This is a genomic window from Pseudomonas syringae pv. tomato str. DC3000 (assembly GCF_000007805.1).
Classification (GTDB): domain Bacteria; phylum Pseudomonadota; class Gammaproteobacteria; order Pseudomonadales; family Pseudomonadaceae; genus Aquipseudomonas; species Aquipseudomonas avellanae.
In genome coordinates, this window is record NC_004578.1 from 2,779,711 (window position 1) to 2,796,788 (window position 17,078).

Genomic DNA, 17,078 nt, shown 5'->3' on the forward strand with positions numbered 1-17,078 from the left:
CGCGCTACAAGGGTTCAGCTCTTTTGCCTGGCGCTGCTCGAGTTGGCTGGCAGAATGCCTCGATTGATCGATATATTAGCTGCACGCCTCATGGTTTGCACAGTCAGCCTGTATCCGCAGCATGCCGCCACGCTAACCGAGTCGAAATGTCGCAGTCCAATTGCTTGTTCCAATACGCTCATCGACCTGCTCTATGGCACTTTGCTTCAGCGGCGTTCATTTGTCCGGATTGGCCGCTGTGCTGCGCTCGTAACGCTCCAGCAGCGGCTGAATACTGATGCCGTGCAGCAGAATACTCAGCGCCACCACCGACAGCGTCATGCCGATCACGACGTTGCCGACATCGTCGGCCAGGCCATGTGACAGGGCAAAGCACAGGTAATACAGGCTGCCGATGCCGCGAATGCCGAACCAGCCCACCAACGCCTTTTGTCTGGCATTGAGCAACTTTTGACTGACCAGCAGCCACACACTTGCCGGGCGAATAACGCAGAACAGCGCCAGCCCAAGGCCGATGGCGCGCCAGTCCCAGTAAGATGCCAAGGCCGCGCCCAGCAAGGTAATCAGCAACACTTCCATTGCGCGCTCCACCAGGCTGCCGAACGCCAGCATATCGCCCATCATCACCCCGGCGGCCAGTTGCGAATCGCTCAGGTCATCGGCCTTGGCAACGGTGCCTTGGTCCAACGCGGCGGTCATGTGGCCGAGCACAGGCTGGGCGACGTGCTCCGAAGGCAACTCGGAGCGGGTGACGCGCATTTCGGCCTGGCGCAAGCCGAAGCCTGCGGCAAACACCGAGAGAAAGCCAAAGGCACCGAAGCCCTCGGCAACCACATAGGCCAGTGCGATGAGCGCCAGTGCCAGAAAGTCATTGGGCGAGGTGGTGCTGTCGGCATTTTTGATGCGCAGGAAAATCATCAGGTGCCCGACGCCGCGACCCATGCCAAAACCAATCAGCAACCCGGCCGGAACCGCCCAGATCAGGTCCTTGAGCAACCAGTGCTGCGCCCAGTCGCCCGTCACGCCGCCTGAACTCAGGTAAAGCATGGCAAAGATCACGAACGGAAATGCTGTGCCATCGTTGAGACCCGCTTCGCCGGACAAGCCAAAGCGCAAGCGGTCCTGATCCTGCGCGCTGTTGACCTGCACCATCCCGGCCAGCACCGGGTCGGTCGGCGACAGCATCGCGCCGAGCAGCAGCGCCACGCCCCAATCAATAGCGAAAATGTAATGTGCCGCAACGCTGACGCCGGCAATGGTCGCCAGCATCACCGGGCCGGCCAGCCAGTACGCCGAATGCCAGGCTTTGCAGTTCAGCGGCAGGCGCAACTTGATGCCGGTCCCGAACAGCGAAAACAGCACCGCGACTTCGGTCAGGCATTCCAGCCACTCGCGGGATTGCTTGAAGTCCAGGTTGATGATATCCAGCCCCAGCGGGCCGATACCGAAGCCGAAGGCCAGGCACACCGCCGAGGTGGTGACCGGCATCCAGCGCAGATAGGACGAGGTGAGCGCCAGCAGCATCAACAGCACGCCCAGCACGCTCATGCAGACAATAAAACTCATAGAGAAAGAACCATCGTTGAATGCGCCTTGAGAAGAGGGCGTAACGGTGGGACTCCCCTATGCAGTAATAAGTTGAAATAATTTGCCGAGCGGCGCTCAGGTCAGCAACTTCCTATCGCTCGATGCTGCGGCTCCAGCGCGCATTCCACTCCGGACGGATCTGATTGACCTGATCCCAGTCGATAGTCACCGCCGTTTCCAGGTACTTTTCCATCGCCTCGACCTGAGGGCGGGTCTTGTCGGTGGTCGGGGTTTTCGGGTTGGACGGGATCTGGTCGCCGAACTCCAGCGCCGGTGCCTGCGCTTGCGGGGTCAGCAGATACGCCGCGAGCTTTTGCGCCAGCTCAGGCTGATTGTTCTTGGCGATTGCGCATTCAGCCACGTTCAAGACCACGCCGCCCTCCTTGGGAGAGGCGTATTCCACCGGCACGCCCTTGATCTTCAAAGCGGTCACTTGAGTGGGCGTCAACGGGAACAGCGCGGCTTCGTCGGTCTGCACCATCTCGGAGATCTTCGCCGAACTGGCAATGTATTCCAGCACGTTCGGGCCGACGGTCTTTGGCCAGGCCTTGAAACCCGGCTCGACGTCTTTCTCGCTGCCGCCCTGAATGCGGTTGAACATCAGAAAACCGTGCAGGCCGAAGGTCGACGAGGCCAGCGACTGGAACACCACCTTGTCCTTGAAGCGTTTATCCGCCAGGTCCATCCACGAGGTCGGCGCGCTCCAGCCCTTTTCCTTGAACATGCGCGTGTTATAGGCCAGGCCGGTCACGCCCAGGCTGACGGCCGCGGCCTGTTCCTTGATTTTGGCTTTTGCCGGCAGGTCGGCAAGGCTGTCGCTGGGTTGCAGGGTGTCGCACAGCCCCATGGAAATGGCCCGATACATGATGCCGTCGTCGAGAAAGATCACATGCATCTGCGGGTTGTCCTTGCTGGCCTGGACCTTGGCGAGGATGTCGGCCGAGGTGCCGGGCACGATGACCACCTTGACGTTGTTGGCTTTCTCGAACGCGGGTAGCACCTGATCGGCATACAGCCGCTCCATGGTCCCGCCGTTCATGCCCAGGTACAACGTGGTTTCGGCCTGAGCAGGCATACAGAACAGGGCGGCTGCCAATGGCAGGCAAGACACTCCGGTGAGGGCGAGACGTTTGGTGCTTTTCATAGGGACGACCTTCCTCTGTGCAATGGGATGACGTTCGAAACGGGTGCATTAGCGGTGAGTGGAATGGGTGGTTGCCGGAACCGGCCAATCGAAAAAGTCTCAAGCGAGATCAGCGACGCGCCCGTGCAGACCCATTCGGCCAGCGCTTCGCCTGCCGCCGGGCCGATCTGGAAACCTGCTCCGGCAAAACCGAAACCGTGCAACAGACCGGGCTGGGTCAGGCTTGGCCCAAGTACCGGTTCGCGATCCGGCAAGTAGCCTTCGGTGCCGCTCCAGGTGCGGATGGCCTGGGCACCGGCCAGCGGCGGGTAAAGCTCGACGGCATTGCGCAGGATGTCGAGCACCGCTGCCTGGCCGGGTCTGGCGCGTGCCGGGTCAATCGCGAAGCCCTGACCACCGCCGAGCACGCAATTGCCGCGCGCCACTTGCCGGGCGTAGATGCCGCCGCCTTCGACCCCGGTGCTGACGTCCATGAACATTGGCAGCGGTTCGGTGACCAGCATTGCTGGATGCCCCGAATACATTGGCACCGGTTCGTTGAACTGCGCCGCCAGCGCGCCAGCCCAGGCACCTGCGCAGTTGAGCAGCCAGGGTGCCCGCACCTTCAGGCCATCGGCAGTACTGACGATAAAAGCGCTGCCGTCATGGCTGACCTCGCTCACCGCTGCTTGCTCGAACACTTGCGCTCCTGCCTGGCGAGCGGCGCGGGCAAAGGCGGGCGATACCAGACGCGGATTGGCGTGTCCGTCGTCAGCACACAGCGACGCACCGACGGCTACATCGCCCGCCCAGGGGTAACGGGCGCGTAGTTGCTCGCGATCCAGCAATTGCAGGTCCAGGCCAAAACCCTGACTGGCTTGCGCATAGGCACGCAAGGCATTCATGTCGTGTTCGCTGCGCGCCAGCTTGAGATGGCCGGAGCGCTGGTATTCACCGTCGATGCCGATCAACTCACGCAGGCCGCCCCAGATCTGGTGCGCCCGTTGAGACAGGGGCAACTGCGACAGGGGCCGACCCTGACGGCGCACGCCGCCGTAGTTGACGCCGCTGGAGTGCGAGCCACAGAAATCACGCTCCAGCAGGGCAACGCACTGGCCTTTGAGTGCGAGGCTCAGGGCTGCCGACGAGCCGACAATGCCGCCGCCGATGACAACCACATCGGTTTCAATCAGCGAGCTCATGGTTGCCTCTCCACGGACTGCCTGTCCACTGACTGCACCTCCACGCCGAACGGCAGCGGTTTGATAGGGGCCTGGCCGCGCAAGCGACCGACCTGCTGTACCGGGCGTCCGCTCTCACGCGCAATGATCTCGACCGCTGCCAGGCCACACATGCGGCCCTGGCAGCGGCCCATGCCGACCCGGCACATGGCCTTGACCCGATTGATCTGCCAGTGACCGTCTTGCACGGTGCTGCGAATCTCGCCTGCGGTCACTTCTTCGCAGCGACACACCACGGTTTCATCCGGCACCTTGGCGGCCCAGTCTTCGGGAAACGGAAACGCTGTTTCCAGGCCATGACGAAAGCGTTCGATGCGCCGCAATCCGGCTTTCAGCTCATTGACACGCAGGCCGTCCACCTCGACACCGCAGTCCTGCAGCAGGCCAAGAGCGGCCAGCTCTCCGGCCATTTCCGCCGCATCGGCGCCCATGATTCCGGCGCCATCGCCTGCCAGGTACACGCCTGCCACGCTGCTGCGCCCGCAGTCATCGCGGGTAGGCAGCCAGGCACGGTTCAAAGGGCTCCAACTGAATTCGCAACCCAGCAGATCGGCCAGTTGGGTCTCGCTGCGCAGCGCATGGGCAAACGCCACCGCATCGCAGGTCAGGTGGCCTGGCGTGCCGTTGCGCGCCCAGTGGATGCCGTTTACGCGCTGTTCGCCCTCTATGCGCGTCAGTTGCGCATTCTGATGAACCGGGATGCCCCGGGCGCTCAGCCAAGCGCGGTAATACACGCCCTTGGCCAGCGTCGCCGGTTGGCCCAGCAGCGCAGGCAGCGCCTTGCACTGGGCCGAAAACGGCGCGCTGTCGAGCACCGCCACCACGTTCGCGCCAGCCTTTGCGTATTGATAGGCCACCAGATACAACAGCGGGCCGCTGCCGCAGAACACTACGCTTTCGCCAATCGCGCAGCCCTGATATTTCAAGGCGATCTGCGCCGCCCCCAGGCTGTAAACACCGGGCAGGGTCCAGCCTGGAACCGGCAGAATGCGGTCGGTGGCACCGGTGGCGACGATCAGTCGGCTGAAATCAATGCTGTCGGCCATGCCGTTGCGCAGCGTATCGAGTCGGTGGTCTTCAGCGTTCCAGACCAGCGTTTGCGGGCGGTAGTCAATCTGCTCTGCCAGCGTATCAAGGGTCTGGTGGACCGCGACAGCCTTGGCACTTTCAAGGCCGTAAAGTGCCTTGGCCGAACGCTGGAAGTTTTCCGGCTGGCGGCGATAGATCTGCCCGCCACCGCGCAGGCCTTCATCGATCAGGCACGCCTTGATGCCTTGAGCCAGCAGCGTTTGCGCGGCGCGAATGCCTGCCGGGCCTGCGCCGATGATCGCAACGTTGCCGGCGCTCATGCCCGTCGCCCCGGTTCGCGAATCACTGCCTGACCGGCCTCCAGCAACGTCGAGCAGGCACGTACCCGCTGGCCATCACCCAGCCGCACCCAGCAGTCCTGGCAGGCACCCATCATGCAGAACCCGGCGCGCGGTTCAGCGCTGAAATCACTGCCACGCAGGTGCTCGCTGGCGGTCAGCACTGCCGTTAGCAAGGTGTCACCCAGCAGGCCACTGGCAGGCATCCCATCGAGGGTGAAAGAGAGGGCCGGGCGGTCGCGTTCGACCAGTCGCTTGAGCAATGCCATAACCGAGCTCCGGGTTAGTGTTTGCCGACCAGCACACGATCCAGCCCATAGACCCGATCAAGCAGGATCATGGTGGCGGCGGTGAGGGCGATGACCAGCGCCGACACGGCGGCCATCATCGGGTCGATGGATTCGGTGGCGTAGACGTACATGCGCACCGGCAGGGTCTGCGTCGCAGGTGAGGTGACGAAGATCGACAACGTGACTTCATCGAAACTGTTGATGAACGCCAGCAACCAGCCGCCAGCCACGCCGGGCAGGATCATCGGCAGGGTGATCTGCCGAAACAGCGTGAAGCGGCTTGCACCCAGCGACTCGGCAGCCTGTTCGGCGCTGCGGTCGATGCCGATTGCCGCTGCCAGTACCAGACGCAACACGTAGGGCGTGATCACCAGCACGTGGGCGAAGATCAGCCAGGTAAAGCTGCCGTTCACGCCCATCAGCGCGAACAGGCGCAGCATTGCCACGCCCAGCACCAGGTGCGGAATGATGATTGGCGAAAGAAACAGGGCATTGAAGAAGTTACGCCCCGGAAATGTATGCCGGGTGATTGCCAGCGCAGCGGGCACGGCGATCAGCGTGGCCAGGGTCGCCGACACGAACGCCAGCAACAGGCTGTTGTAGAACGAGTCGATAAAGTCGGCCCGCTCGAACACTGCCTTGAACCAGCGCAGCGAGAAGTCGGTGGTGGGCAGGCTCAGGGTGTTTTCCGGGGTAAACGCCACCAGGCACACCACGACCAGCGGGGCCATCATGAAGATCACCACCAAGGCATGAAACGACAGGGCCAACGGACCGTTCTTGGACATGGATCATTCCCCCAGGGTTTTCTTGTAACGGCCTTCGAGCATGCGGTTCCAGGACAGCATCACTAGCAGATTGACCAGCAGCAGCGCCACCGCCAGGGTCGCGCCCATCGGCCAGTTGAGTTCCGAGAGGTATTGGTCGTAGATCACCGTGGCGACCATCTTCAGGCGTCGACCGCCGAGCAGGCCGGGAATGGCAAACGAACTGGCCGCCAGGCCGAAGACAATCAACGAGCCGGACAACACACCGGGCATGACCTGTGGCAGGACGATCAGGCGCATCACCTTGGCCTGACTGGCCCCCAGTGACAGCGCGGCCTGCTCGGCGGTGGGGTCGAGCTTCTGCAGCGAGGTCCAGACCGGAATGATCATGAACGGCAGCATCACGTGCACCAGCGCGATGATCACCGCGAAAGGCGTGTAAAGCAGTTTCACCGGGCGACCGCCCATGAACTGGATGGCCTGATTGATCAGACCGTCAGCGCCCAGCAACAGGCTCCAGCCAAAGGCCCGGACCACCACTGAAATCAATAATGGCGTGAGGATCAGAATCAGGAAAATCGAGCGCCACGGGGCGCCCATACGGCTCAGAATGTAGGCTTCCGGTACGCCTATCAGCACGCACAGCAGCGTGACCAGCGCACTGATCCAGAAGGTGCGCAGGAAGATTTCATAGAAATACGAATCGGTAAGCACCGCCGTGTAATTGGCCAACGTGTAGGCGTCGCTTTTCACCCCGACCTGATAGTCGAACACGTTGAATGACAGCAGCAGGGTCAGGCCCAGCGGCAATACCAGCAGGCCGATGTACAGCGCCAGTGCCGGGGCTGACAGCCAGTAGCCGCGACCGCCCTGACGCATTTCGGTCAACAGACTCATGCACGCACCTCGTCGGCATCCAGTACACGCAGCAACTCGGCCGGCCAGTCCATGCCGACTGCTGCGCCTTGCTCCAGCGGGGCTTGCCCGTCGTTGCGACGCACCACGGTCAGTTCACCGATGCCGGTCTGAATGCGATACAGCCATTGGCTGCCGAGGAAGTAGCGCGTGGTGATACGGCCTGACAGACGCCCGCAACCGGGTGCGACCAGGTCGATTTTCTCCGGGCGCAGGCTCAGGGTCAGCGCGCCGTCACCGGGCAACTGGCGAATCTGCGGGGTGCCGCTGCTGTCCAGATCGCCTTGCACCATGTTGGCCTTGCCGACAAAGCCCGAGATAAAGCGCGTGCGCGGGTGCTCGTAAAGCGTGTAAGGCGCGTCGATCTGAGTGATGCGCCCGGCCTGCATGACTACCACCCGGTCGCTGATCGACAGGGCTTCGGCCTGATCGTGGGTGACCATCAGCGTGGTAATGCCCACTTCGTTCTGAATACGGCGAATCTCGAACTGCATTTCTTCGCGCAGGTTGGCATCCAGGTTCGACAGTGGCTCATCCAGCAGCAACACCGGCGGCTCGATCACCAACGCCCGGGCCAGCGCGACCCGCTGCCGTTGTCCGCCTGACAGCTCGCGGGGGTAGCGCTCGGCGTGCTGATCAAGACGCACCAGCGCGAGTACCTTGCTGACCCGTTGTTGCAATTCTGCTTTGGCGACCTTGCGCATACGCAGGCCGAACGCCACGTTGTCGGCCACGGTCATGTGCGGGAACAGCGCATAACTCTGAAACACCACGCCAAGCCCTCGGCTGCTCGGTTTGGCATGAGTGATGTCACGGCCGTCGAGCACGATGCGCCCGTCACTGACCTCAACGAAGCCTGCGATCATTTGCAACGTGGTGGTTTTGCCACAGCCGGAAGGGCCGAGCAGTGAAACGAATTCGCCCTTGTCCACACTCAGGTGGGTGGCAACCACAGCGTCTATAGAGCCATAGCGTTTGGAGAGACCTTCGAGCTGCAGAAATGCCATGCCTGCTTCCACCTTTGTGCATGCGCGCCGAAGCACGCGTTTGTCATGGGCAGATGCGAAATGAAGTCATGCAGTTCTGTGGACGTTGGTGCTCGCTCTGAGTCGGCTACCGATGATTGTTCAAATCGCCCCTGTGGACTGAGAGTAGGACGAAGGCTAAGGTGGGCTCAACAAGGAATTTCACTGAATAACATCTTTCTTTTAATTAGTTCTATGAGTGGAAAGTTAATGAGGTATAGCCATGAATAATTCCGCTGATCGGAATAGTGCGCCTGCAGAGGTGGGTGTCGGGGCTGTTTCGCGCCTGTTTGCCGTACTGCGCTGCCTGGGCGAGTGCGGCGAAGGTGGCGAGCGGGTTACGCAACTGGCCCAGCGGGTCGGTCTGTCACAACCCACCACACATCGTTTGCTGCGCAGCCTCATGGACGAAGGCATGGTCGAGCAGGACCTGCTCAGCAAGCGCTATCGCTTGAGCATCGAGTTCTTCGCTTTGGCGGCGCGCGCGGGCAATACCGGCAACCTGCGCGACGTGGTGCGGCCCAGCCTGTTGCGTCTGTCGGCATCGCTGGGCGACTCGCTGTTTCTGCTCGCGCGCAGTGGTTTTGATGCCATTTGCCTGGACCGCAGCGAAGGCCCATACCCGATCCGCACCTTTACCGGCGACATCGGTGGCCGAGTCGCACTGGGTGTGGGGCAGGGCAGCCTGGCGATTCTTGCGTTTCTGCCAGAGGACGAACGCGAAACGGTCATCGCTTACAACCTGCCACGGCTCAAGGATTTTCATCTGTATGACGAGGTGTTTCTGCGCTCTGAGGTCGAGAATGTGCGACGTCTCGGTTATGCGGGGCGCAACACCGGCGCGCTGCCAGGCATGGCCGGGCTGGCGGTGCCGATCCTTGACCGCAACGGTCGTGCCGTGGCGGCGCTCAGCGTCGCGACCATCACCGACCGGTTAGGGTCTGACCGCCTGATGACCGTGGTAGAACTGCTCAAGCGCGAGGCAACGGCGATCGGAGCGAAGATCAACCCGTTTGATCCGTTGCTGCGAAGGCCCAGCCAGGTGTTCGGGCAGGCGGGCTAGGGGCTTTACTCTTTCTTTGGCGTTTTTTTGACGTATCTCTGACATCTCTACCGATCGTCGCTGTTCTTAAAGAAAAATTGGCGGAAGCCGATGATGATCTCATAGAGCCATACATGCCGAGCTGTCTAGCTCGGTCGTAAGAGATGAGGCTTGTCATATTCTGCGCGCTGGCGCAGACCCGTTTTTCTCCAGAGATCATCACGATGTCCAAATCCCTGAGGCTTCAAATCCTGGGCTTGCTCGGCGGCAGCCTTGTGCTGGTGCTGATTATTGCGCTGGCCTGCTTCAACTTTCTTTCCGGCAACGTGCAGTCCTATCGCAGCCTCATTGAAGGTCCGGTCCGTGCATCGCAGTTGATCGATGAAGCCAACCTGGAGTTCAAGGTTCAGGTTCAGGAGTGGAAAAACGTTCTGCTGCGCGGCAAGGCCCCGGCGGATCGGGACACGTTCTGGGCGAAGTTCGAGGAGCAGGAGCGCAAGGTCCAAGGCACGTTGGGCCTTTTGGCCGATCTGGAAGGCGCCGACGCATCGCTGAAAAATGAAGTACAGGCTTTGCAACAGGCACACCGCACGCTGGGCACGGCCTATCGCAGCGGCCGTGATGTGTTCATCGCGGCGGGCAACGATGCCACCGTTGGTGATGCCGCGGTCAAAGGGGTAGACCGGCCAACCAGCGAGCAGATGGCCAGGCTGGTCGGTGAGTTGCACAGGGCCAGCGATGCTCAGTCGATTGCGATCAGCCAGCAAGCGGACCGGACGATCCTGACTGGCACCGTGGTGATGCTGGTCTCCGCGCTGCTGGTCGGCTTGTTGGCGCTGTGGATTGTCAACCGCAACCTGGTTGCGCCGATTCGCATGCTTATCGAATACGTCGCCCAGTTAAGTGAAGGCAAGTTTGCTGCGCGGGTCGACGTGACGCGCCAGGACGAACTTGGCCGCCTGGCCGTTGCAGCGAACACGCTGCGTGACTTTCTCGCCGATACCTTCAGCCGCCTGAAGCGCAGCACCACCGACCTCGACACCGCCGGCGGCGAGTTGAATGCCATTGCCGAATTGATGGCCCAAGGCACTCACGAGCAATTCGAGCGTACCGATCAGGTGGCTACCGCCATGACCGAGATGTCCGCCACGGCTCAGGAAGTGGCTCGCCATGCTGCACACGCCGCACGTGCTGCGGATGAAGCAGACCAAAGCGCGCAGGACGGCGAGAGGGTCATGCAGTCGACCATCGACACCATCACCCGGATGCGCAGCGAAATTTCCTCTACCGCCAACGTCATTCAACGCCTGGAAACAGACAGCGGTCGCATCGGCAAGGTGCTGGAAGTGATTCGCGGTATCGCTGATCAGACCAACCTGCTGGCGCTCAACGCTGCCATCGAAGCTGCACGAGCAGGTGATGCCGGGCGCGGTTTTGCTGTGGTGGCGGATGAAGTCCGCACATTGGCACAGCGTACTGCGGTGTCCACGGCCGAGATCAATCAGATCATCAGTTCAGTGCAGACCGGTGCCAGCGATGCGGTGCAGGCCATTCAGGGCGGTCAGGCGCGCAGCGAAGAAAGTGTCGAGCAGGTCACCCATGCAGGCGCAACGCTGCAGCGCATTACCGTGGCAGTGGAAAACATCCGCGACATGAATCGCCAGATCGCCACGGCTGCCGAAGAGCAGACCTCTGTGGCAGAAGACATCTCGCGCAACCTGACTGAAATCACCGCCATTGCCGTGACCAATCAGGACAACGTCAAACGCACGCAGAACGCCAGCCATGAACTGAAAGGGCTTTCAGCGGGCCTCAACGATGTGATCTCGCGCCTGAGTGCGTGATCTGCTAAATACGCACAGGTTGTCGCATGATCAGAGCCGGCTTGAAGGCTTGAACATTGCTACGGGGCTTAAGCCCAGCCGGTGCGACTCAAGCCTTCAGCCTTGAACACCAGCGCCTTCAAGCCGCCGTCGACTCGTGCATCCGGAAATTCCGGCGGGTTTTCGAGGCGTTGCTCAAAGCGCAGGCAGGGCGCTTCGATTGCGGTGTGCTGAATCAGAAAGTCCGGCCCCAACGCGGGGTCGTTCATGCACGCCAGCACCTGCCCGTCCTCTTCAAGCAATTCGGGCAGGCGACGCAGGACCCGTTGGTAGTCCTTGTCGAGCATAAAACTGCCTTTCTGGAAGGAGGGCGGGTCGACGATGATCAGGTCGTAAGGCCCCGAGCGAGTCACCTTGGCCCAGGACTTGAACAGGTCATGCCCCAGAAACGTCACCCGGCTCAGATCGTGGTCGTTGAGCCTATGGTTTTCGCGGCCGCGATTCAGCGCCGCACGGGCCATGTCCAGGTTCACCACATGGTCGGCTCCACCGGCAATTGCCGCAACCGAGAAGCCGCAGGTGTAGGCGAACAGATTCAGGATGCGCTTGCCCTTTGCCTGGGCCTGCACCCATTCACGGCCGTAGCGCATGTCCAGAAACAGCCCGCTGTTCTGCTTCTTGCCGAAGTCAACCTTGTAACGCAGGCCGTTTTCGCTGATGACCCATTCATCCACGACCTCGCCGGTCAGCCATTGCGTTGTGCTTTGTGGCAGGTAGCGGTGTTGCAGCAGCAGGGTGTGAGCCTGGCTTTTTTGCCATTGGGGCGTTTCGATCAGCGCGTTCAACTGGTGCGTCAATGCGTCCAGTTCGGACTCTTGCGGCTCCTTGAACACCGAAACCAGCACCACGCCCTGCATCCAGTCGACCGTAATGTGCTCCAGCCCCGGCCACACGCGACCACGGCCGTGGAACAGGCGGCGGGTTTCATCGGGTACCTCGCTCAGGGTATCGAGCAGGTGCTGTTGCAGAATCGCGAGTGCTTCAGGGGTCATGACGAAGGTCGGTTATGAAAGGCGGCGTATGGTAAACGTATTTCAGCGAATGGGAATCATGAGGTTCAGCGCGGCATGTACTGACGTTGCCAGCGATGCGGGATTTTCAGCGACACCAGCGCCATTAACGCTGACAGGCTGGCGCTGACCAGCAAGGCATTGAGCCCCAGACGATGTTCAAGCAACGCGCCGATCACTGCGCCAATGAACATCCCGGCCCACGGGACCAGTTGAATGCGCCAGCCATCCCGGCGTTCGCCGAGCATCCAGCGGCCCAGACCGCGCCCCAGTCGCGACAGCGCGCCGGTCACGTAGGTCAGGCCCACCGGCAGCCCGTTGACCTGCTCGACAGCGGCGTTGAGCATGCCCATCGCCAGAATCGCCCAGATCAGGGCAAGCATATTGTTCGCCAACGGCCACGCCGCAGCGGCACACAACAGCGTGGCGATAGCCAGCAGTAAGGGCAGGGCGCGCCGGTTGCCCAGGCGCGCAACGACAACGCCCAGTGCATTGCCGGCAATAAACGCAAAGATGGCCAGGGCCAGACGGAGTGTGACGCTCAAATCGCCATCACTGATCGCCACCGCAAGGCGCGTGGTGTTGCCGCTCATGAACGAGACGAAATCGCCGGTGGCCATGAAGCCGATGGCATCGGTCATGCCTGCCAGCACCGACAGGCTCGCCACCAGGCACATGCCGACTCTGCCACGCCATTTCTGCAGGTGCAACTGCCGTGGGCTGGCGCTGGCATTTATGGGAGGTGGCAGCATCGCAGGTCCTCTGGACCAGTTGAAACAGCGGCTTCAGCGGTTTATAGCGGCTTGGCGCGGACTATTCTTTTCGCCCTGACCTCGTCTGCGTAAGCCTTGAGCTGGTCGGCATCGCTGTAAAGCCGATTGACCATCTGCAAGATCGCAGTGACGTCAACATCCTTCATTTGTGAAGCGAGCTTGAGAATTTCTTCTGCCGTGCTCTCGAGGTTGGTTGCTGTCCCTTTCAAGTGCCGCTTCAGCTCCTGGGTCGACTTATTGAGCGCCATACATGTTCCTGTGCCAAGACCTTGAATTCCATACCCGGAGCATCGCTTTTTCCGCGATAACAAGCAATCAGGCTGATGCCTGAGCCTTGGAGTTATCGGCCGATTCAAGGTGATCTACAAGGCAGGGCGCTCAATCATCGCGCGTCAACACTTCAAGCAGCTCTATTTCAAACTTAAGGTCAGCGCCCGGCTTGATGTGCGCGCCGATGGTCCTGTCGCCATAGGCCAGATGGGCGGGGACGAACAGTGTGCGCTTGCCGCCCACCTTCATGCCAATAAGGCCTTGATCCCAGCCTTTGATAACGCGCCCGGTGCCGATCACGCACTGGAACGGTTTGCCGCGCTCGTGCGAAGAGTCGAACACTGTGCCGTCTTCCAGGGTTCCGGTGTAATGAGTGGTGATCAACGCACCCTTGACCGCTGCTTTGCCTTCACCGATGTGCAGATCGGTAATCTGTAGTGCTTTACTCATTGCGGGGCTTCCGGGTACAGCGTGCTCAGTGAATGTCGCGGGAAGGCTTTCTCGCAGAAAAGCGATTCGATGACAAGCTGATCAAACAAAAACGGGGAAGCTTTCGCTTCCCCGTTGCAGGCCAATCACGGTGTGTGTCAGAGATTCTGCGAACTGACCACCATGGCCTGGGCGATGTTCTCTTTCTGCTGCTCAGTGAAGCCGTCCCAGATGTTGGTCTTGGCGTAGTAGCCCAGGCCTGCCAGGCAATAAAGGCTGAGGGTCAGCACGATGGCAATCGAGACGAACGTCCAGCGGCCTCCTTCCTCATCGTTTTCCCGTGTGAAACTGCGCGAGTAGTTATCATTCGGGCCGCGCGAGAGCAGGGCGGACGACAGGCGCTTGAACCACTGGAACAGATGAACGACAACAATACGCAGCATAGGGATATCACCTCAAATGTTAATAAAACGGAATGCTTGCGATGCTCGGCGGCACCGAATACAAAAGCTGAAAACGAAAAAAGCCCGTCTATGACGGGCTTTCTTTTTATGATTCTGGTCAGGCGAACAGTGCGTTCGTACTGTGGAACAGTCCACGAAGTGCGCTGCACATGCCTGACGTTATGGAAACATTTTAAAACAAATGGTCTGCATCAGCTACCCGGCTTCTGCCGTTGTCAGACAACTGGTCGTGTCTGAAGGTGCGGCAAAACGTCGCCCCGCGCTGGCAGGACGCACGAGAAGGGCGCTGCATTTGGTCAAGTCTTGTAATACTTCTTCAAAGTGCGAAACAGTTGTGTGTATTGTACGATCCACTCCCAAATTGAATTTCAGGACTGTATGAATACCCTCCAGGAGCCTCCGAGTTGCCCTCCTTTCACAGTTGATGGTTGGCCGGTTATAGCCTCTTTGCCGAGAGCATCGCTTTTACCGTGTAGCCCGCTCCATTCAAACATCGATTCATTCAGCCTCATGCACCGTGTAGATATCGTCAGGCCCCTGCGTCGTCGAGCTGCAGAGCCGTGTCTGACGATTCGTCACAGGGCCTGGTCTACATTGACCAGTGCCGCTCCCTGCCATTTTTCTCGTGAGACTGAATAACTACCATGGAATGGATCGCTGACCCCACGGCATGGCTTGGCCTGCTGACCCTCATCGTGCTGGAGCTGGTGCTGGGTATCGACAACCTGGTTTTCATCGCCATCCTGGCGGACAAGCTGCCCCCTGAGCAACGTGATAAAGCACGGGTCATCGGCCTGTCGCTGGCACTGATCATGCGCCTCGGCTTGCTGGCGAGCATCTCCTGGATGGTCACGCTGACCGAGCCGTTGTTCGAGATTTTCGACAAGACCTTTTCCGGACGTGACCTGATCATGCTGTTCGGTGGTGTGTTCCTGCTGTTCAAGGCCACCATGGAATTGCACGAGCGGCTGGAAGGCCATGTCGCCCAGCGTGCCGGCAACGCAGGCTATGCACTGTTCTGGCCGATCGTGGCGCAGATCGTCGTGCTTGACGCGGTGTTCTCGCTGGACGCCGTTATTACGGCAGTGGGCATGGTCGAGCACTTGTCGGTGATGATGATCGCGGTGATCTTCTCCATTGGCCTGATGATGATCGCCAGCAAGCCGCTGACCAAGTTCGTCAATAGTCGTCCGACAGTGATCATGCTGTGTCTGGGCTTTTTGATGATGATCGGTTTCAGCCTGACCGCAGAAGGCCTGGGTTTCCATATCCCCAAAGGCTATCTGTATGCGGCGATCGGCTTCTCGATTCTCATCGAAGTGTTCAACCAGATTGCCCGCAAGCGCAACAAGAAGTCTGCCCACGGCCACCTGCCGCGCCGCGAGCGTGCTGCCCATGCGGTGATGCGCCTGTTGGGCGGCCGCAGGCTGGAATCCGGTGATGTCGATGAAGAAATCACCGACATGCTGGAAGGCGAAAGCAACGAACCGGTGTTCGATCGTCGTGAGCGGGTGATGATCAGCGGCGTGCTGCAACTGGCAGAGCGGCAGATTCGCACGGTTATGACTCCGCGGGCCGAGATCGACTACATCGACCTGAACGACGATGCCGAGAAGATCCGCCTGAAACTGATGCACTCTTCCTACTCGCGCCTGCCGTTGATTGGTGAGCGTGGTATCGATGAGCCCTTGGGTTTCGTGCACAAGAAAGAGCTGTTCAAGGAACTGTTGTCCGGCAATCAGCCCGACTTGAAGCTAATGTCGCGCAAGGCCATTAACCTGCTGGAAAGCTTCACGATCCTCAATGCGCTGGAGCAGATGCGCAAGGAGTCCACGCACATCGCGTTCGTGGTCAACGAGTTCGGTGATTTCATCGGCGTATTGAGCATGACCGACATTCTGGAGTCCATCGCCGGCCAGTTGCCTGACGCCAGCGAAGTGGAAGGCCCGGACATCGTTGCGCAGGGCGAAGACTTCGTCGTTTCGGGTGCTCTCAACCTGAGCCTGATTCGCGAGCGAACCGGCTTCCAGGCCAAAGCCACCGAGGACTATCAGACCCTGGCCGGGCTGGTCATGAGCCTGCTGGACCGCTTGCCTTCAACGGGCGACAGCCTTAGCTGGCAGGGTTGGAACCTGCAGGTTGTAGGCGTGGAAGAACGTCGCGTGACACGGGTGTTGCTGCAAAAACAGCCTGCGGCAAGTGCTGGTAAGTAAGCGCTGAGCAGTAAAGAAAACGGGGCCGTTCGATGATGAGCGCGCCCCGTTTTTATTTGTGCGTCACACTTATTTGCGACGCGGACGCGACACCACTGACTCGATATTCTTGCGACCAATCAATTTGGGTTGCACAGGCTCGGCCGCTATTGGCGCGTCGGCCAGCCACTTGAACATCACCAGACAATCCACCAGCCCCAATCGGGCATGACGATAAGCCTTGGGCAAGCGCCCAACCGTCTCGAAACCCAGCTTGGCCCACAGCGCAACCGCCACTTCATTGCTGGCGACCACCGAGTTGAACTGCATCGCCAGAAAGCCGCTGTCGCGAGCCAGTTGCTGTGAGTGCTCACACATCAACCGCGCCACACCACGGCCCAGGGCTGCGTCCGTCACCATATAGCCACAGTTGCAGACATGATTGCCCGGGCCTGCCGCATTGGCCTTGAGGTAGTAACTGCCCAGCAACTGACCGTCCTCCTCAGCGATCAGCGTGTGCAAAGGCAGCTTCAGCCACACGTCACACGCCTGCTCTTGAGTGAGCGCAGGGTCGTAAGCGTAGGTTTCCTGAGCGACAACGACAGCCTGGAAGGTAGGCCAGAAGCGGTCGAAGTCTTCCGGGGTCATGGGGCGAATCTGAATCATGTAAGGCCTGGGAGGAAGTGGGCTTGGATTTTCT

Annotated in this window: 17 protein-coding genes; 3 read left to right on the forward strand and 14 right to left on the reverse strand. The window is 60.3% G+C overall.

Annotation, left to right across the window (positions count from 1 at the left end; genetic code table 11):
* Nucleotides 1–216: 216 nt before the first annotated feature.
* From PSPTO_RS13045 to PSPTO_RS13080, 8 genes are all read right to left on the reverse strand, one after another.
* Nucleotides 217–1,566, reverse strand: coding sequence for a cation:proton antiporter (locus tag PSPTO_RS13045; RefSeq protein WP_011104053.1), 1,350 nt, complete (start codon nt 1,564–1,566; stop codon nt 217–219).
* A gap of 112 nt (nt 1,567–1,678) precedes the next feature.
* Nucleotides 1,679–2,731, reverse strand: coding sequence for an ABC transporter substrate-binding protein (locus PSPTO_RS13050; protein ID WP_011104054.1), 1,053 nt, complete (start codon nt 2,729–2,731; stop codon nt 1,679–1,681).
* Nucleotides 2,728–3,912 carry an NAD(P)/FAD-dependent oxidoreductase gene (locus PSPTO_RS13055; RefSeq protein ID WP_011104055.1) on the reverse strand — a complete coding sequence of 395 codons (1,185 nt, stop codon included), beginning with the start codon at nt 3,910–3,912 and terminating at the stop codon, nt 2,728–2,730. Before PSPTO_RS13055 ends, PSPTO_RS13050 begins: the two co-directional genes overlap by 4 nt.
* Nucleotides 3,909–5,300, reverse strand: a complete 1,392-nt coding sequence (locus PSPTO_RS13060) for an NAD(P)/FAD-dependent oxidoreductase (RefSeq protein WP_011104056.1) — start codon at nt 5,298–5,300, stop codon at nt 3,909–3,911. Before PSPTO_RS13060 ends, PSPTO_RS13055 begins: the two co-directional genes overlap by 4 nt.
* Nucleotides 5,297–5,587 carry a (2Fe-2S)-binding protein gene (locus tag PSPTO_RS13065; protein ID WP_007246655.1) on the reverse strand — a complete coding sequence of 97 codons (291 nt, stop codon included), beginning with the start codon at nt 5,585–5,587 and terminating at the stop codon, nt 5,297–5,299. Before PSPTO_RS13065 ends, PSPTO_RS13060 begins: the two co-directional genes overlap by 4 nt.
* A gap of 14 nt (nt 5,588–5,601) precedes the next feature.
* A complete protein-coding gene (locus PSPTO_RS13070) occupies nt 5,602–6,396 on the reverse strand; it encodes an ABC transporter permease (RefSeq protein ID WP_003383453.1) in 795 nt (264 codons plus the stop codon).
* A gap of 3 nt (nt 6,397–6,399) precedes the next feature.
* On the reverse strand, nt 6,400–7,272 hold the full coding sequence (locus tag PSPTO_RS13075) for an ABC transporter permease (protein WP_007246654.1): 873 nt from the start codon (nt 7,270–7,272) through the stop codon (nt 6,400–6,402).
* Nucleotides 7,269–8,297: an ABC transporter ATP-binding protein gene (locus PSPTO_RS13080; protein WP_011104057.1), complete on the reverse strand. Its 1,029-nt coding sequence runs from the start codon at nt 8,295–8,297 to the stop codon at nt 7,269–7,271. The genes PSPTO_RS13075 and PSPTO_RS13080 overlap by 4 nt, the downstream gene beginning before the upstream one ends.
* A gap of 241 nt (nt 8,298–8,538) precedes the next feature.
* On the opposite strand from PSPTO_RS13080, the gene PSPTO_RS13085 reads away from it, so the two are divergent.
* Nucleotides 8,539–9,378, forward strand: coding sequence for an IclR family transcriptional regulator (locus tag PSPTO_RS13085; RefSeq protein WP_011104058.1), 840 nt, complete (start codon nt 8,539–8,541; stop codon nt 9,376–9,378).
* A gap of 203 nt (nt 9,379–9,581) precedes the next feature.
* Nucleotides 9,582–11,201 (forward strand): methyl-accepting chemotaxis protein, encoded by a 1,620-nt coding sequence (locus PSPTO_RS13090; RefSeq protein WP_046463594.1) that lies wholly within the window; start codon nt 9,582–9,584, stop codon nt 11,199–11,201.
* Nucleotides 11,202–11,269: 68 nt separating this feature from the next.
* Here PSPTO_RS13090 and PSPTO_RS13095 read toward each other — a convergent pair whose 3' ends face one another.
* The 5 genes from PSPTO_RS13095 to PSPTO_RS13115 form a co-directional block, all read right to left on the reverse strand.
* A complete protein-coding gene (locus PSPTO_RS13095) occupies nt 11,270–12,232 on the reverse strand; it encodes a class I SAM-dependent methyltransferase (RefSeq protein WP_011104060.1) in 963 nt (320 codons plus the stop codon).
* 65 nt (nt 12,233–12,297) lie between these two features.
* Nucleotides 12,298–13,002: a YoaK family protein gene (locus tag PSPTO_RS13100; protein ID WP_044393213.1), complete on the reverse strand. Its 705-nt coding sequence runs from the start codon at nt 13,000–13,002 to the stop codon at nt 12,298–12,300.
* 41 nt (nt 13,003–13,043) lie between these two features.
* A complete protein-coding gene (locus tag PSPTO_RS13105; protein ID WP_003383427.1) occupies nt 13,044–13,271 on the reverse strand; it encodes a hypothetical protein in 228 nt (75 codons plus the stop codon).
* A gap of 130 nt (nt 13,272–13,401) precedes the next feature.
* Entirely contained in the window at nt 13,402–13,743 is a 342-nt protein-coding gene (locus tag PSPTO_RS13110) for an FKBP-type peptidyl-prolyl cis-trans isomerase (protein ID WP_007246648.1), read from the reverse strand.
* A 137-nt stretch (nt 13,744–13,880) separates the two neighbouring features.
* A complete protein-coding gene (locus PSPTO_RS13115) occupies nt 13,881–14,165 on the reverse strand; it encodes a hypothetical protein (RefSeq protein ID WP_011104063.1) in 285 nt (94 codons plus the stop codon).
* Between the two features lie 665 nt (nt 14,166–14,830).
* Between PSPTO_RS13115 and PSPTO_RS13120 the strand changes: the two genes are divergently transcribed.
* Nucleotides 14,831–16,399 (forward strand): TerC family protein, encoded by a 1,569-nt coding sequence (locus PSPTO_RS13120; protein WP_011104064.1) that lies wholly within the window; start codon nt 14,831–14,833, stop codon nt 16,397–16,399.
* A gap of 69 nt (nt 16,400–16,468) precedes the next feature.
* On the opposite strand, the gene PSPTO_RS13125 is transcribed toward PSPTO_RS13120, so the two are convergent.
* Nucleotides 16,469–17,044: a GNAT family N-acetyltransferase gene (locus PSPTO_RS13125; protein WP_011104065.1), complete on the reverse strand. Its 576-nt coding sequence runs from the start codon at nt 17,042–17,044 to the stop codon at nt 16,469–16,471.
* Nucleotides 17,045–17,078: the final 34 nt, after the last annotated feature.

Coding starts and splice junctions, on each gene's coding strand:
- PSPTO_RS13120 (WP_011104064.1), top strand. CDS start 14,831: ATGGAATGGATCGCTGACCCCACGGCATGGCTTGGCCTGCTGACCCTC.
- PSPTO_RS13045 (WP_011104053.1), bottom strand. CDS start 1,566: ATGAGTTTTATTGTCTGCATGAGCGTGCTGGGCGTGCTGTTGATGCTG.
- PSPTO_RS13115 (WP_011104063.1), bottom strand. CDS start 14,165: ATGCTGCGTATTGTTGTCGTTCATCTGTTCCAGTGGTTCAAGCGCCTG.
- PSPTO_RS13070 (WP_003383453.1), bottom strand. CDS start 6,396: ATGTCCAAGAACGGTCCGTTGGCCCTGTCGTTTCATGCCTTGGTGGTG.
- PSPTO_RS13095 (WP_011104060.1), bottom strand. CDS start 12,232: ATGACCCCTGAAGCACTCGCGATTCTGCAACAGCACCTGCTCGATACC.
- PSPTO_RS13100 (WP_044393213.1), bottom strand. CDS start 13,002: ATGCTGCCACCTCCCATAAATGCCAGCGCCAGCCCACGGCAGTTGCAC.
- PSPTO_RS13090 (WP_046463594.1), top strand. CDS start 9,582: ATGTCCAAATCCCTGAGGCTTCAAATCCTGGGCTTGCTCGGCGGCAGC.
- PSPTO_RS13085 (WP_011104058.1), top strand. CDS start 8,539: ATGAATAATTCCGCTGATCGGAATAGTGCGCCTGCAGAGGTGGGTGTC.
- PSPTO_RS13050 (WP_011104054.1), bottom strand. CDS start 2,731: ATGAAAAGCACCAAACGTCTCGCCCTCACCGGAGTGTCTTGCCTGCCA.
- PSPTO_RS13075 (WP_007246654.1), bottom strand. CDS start 7,272: ATGAGTCTGTTGACCGAAATGCGTCAGGGCGGTCGCGGCTACTGGCTG.
- PSPTO_RS13065 (WP_007246655.1), bottom strand. CDS start 5,587: ATGGCATTGCTCAAGCGACTGGTCGAACGCGACCGCCCGGCCCTCTCT.
- PSPTO_RS13110 (WP_007246648.1), bottom strand. CDS start 13,743: ATGAGTAAAGCACTACAGATTACCGATCTGCACATCGGTGAAGGCAAA.
- PSPTO_RS13055 (WP_011104055.1), bottom strand. CDS start 3,912: ATGAGCTCGCTGATTGAAACCGATGTGGTTGTCATCGGCGGCGGCATT.
- PSPTO_RS13125 (WP_011104065.1), bottom strand. CDS start 17,044: ATGATTCAGATTCGCCCCATGACCCCGGAAGACTTCGACCGCTTCTGG.
- PSPTO_RS13060 (WP_011104056.1), bottom strand. CDS start 5,300: ATGAGCGCCGGCAACGTTGCGATCATCGGCGCAGGCCCGGCAGGCATT.
- PSPTO_RS13080 (WP_011104057.1), bottom strand. CDS start 8,297: ATGGCATTTCTGCAGCTCGAAGGTCTCTCCAAACGCTATGGCTCTATA.
- PSPTO_RS13105 (WP_003383427.1), bottom strand. CDS start 13,271: ATGGCGCTCAATAAGTCGACCCAGGAGCTGAAGCGGCACTTGAAAGGG.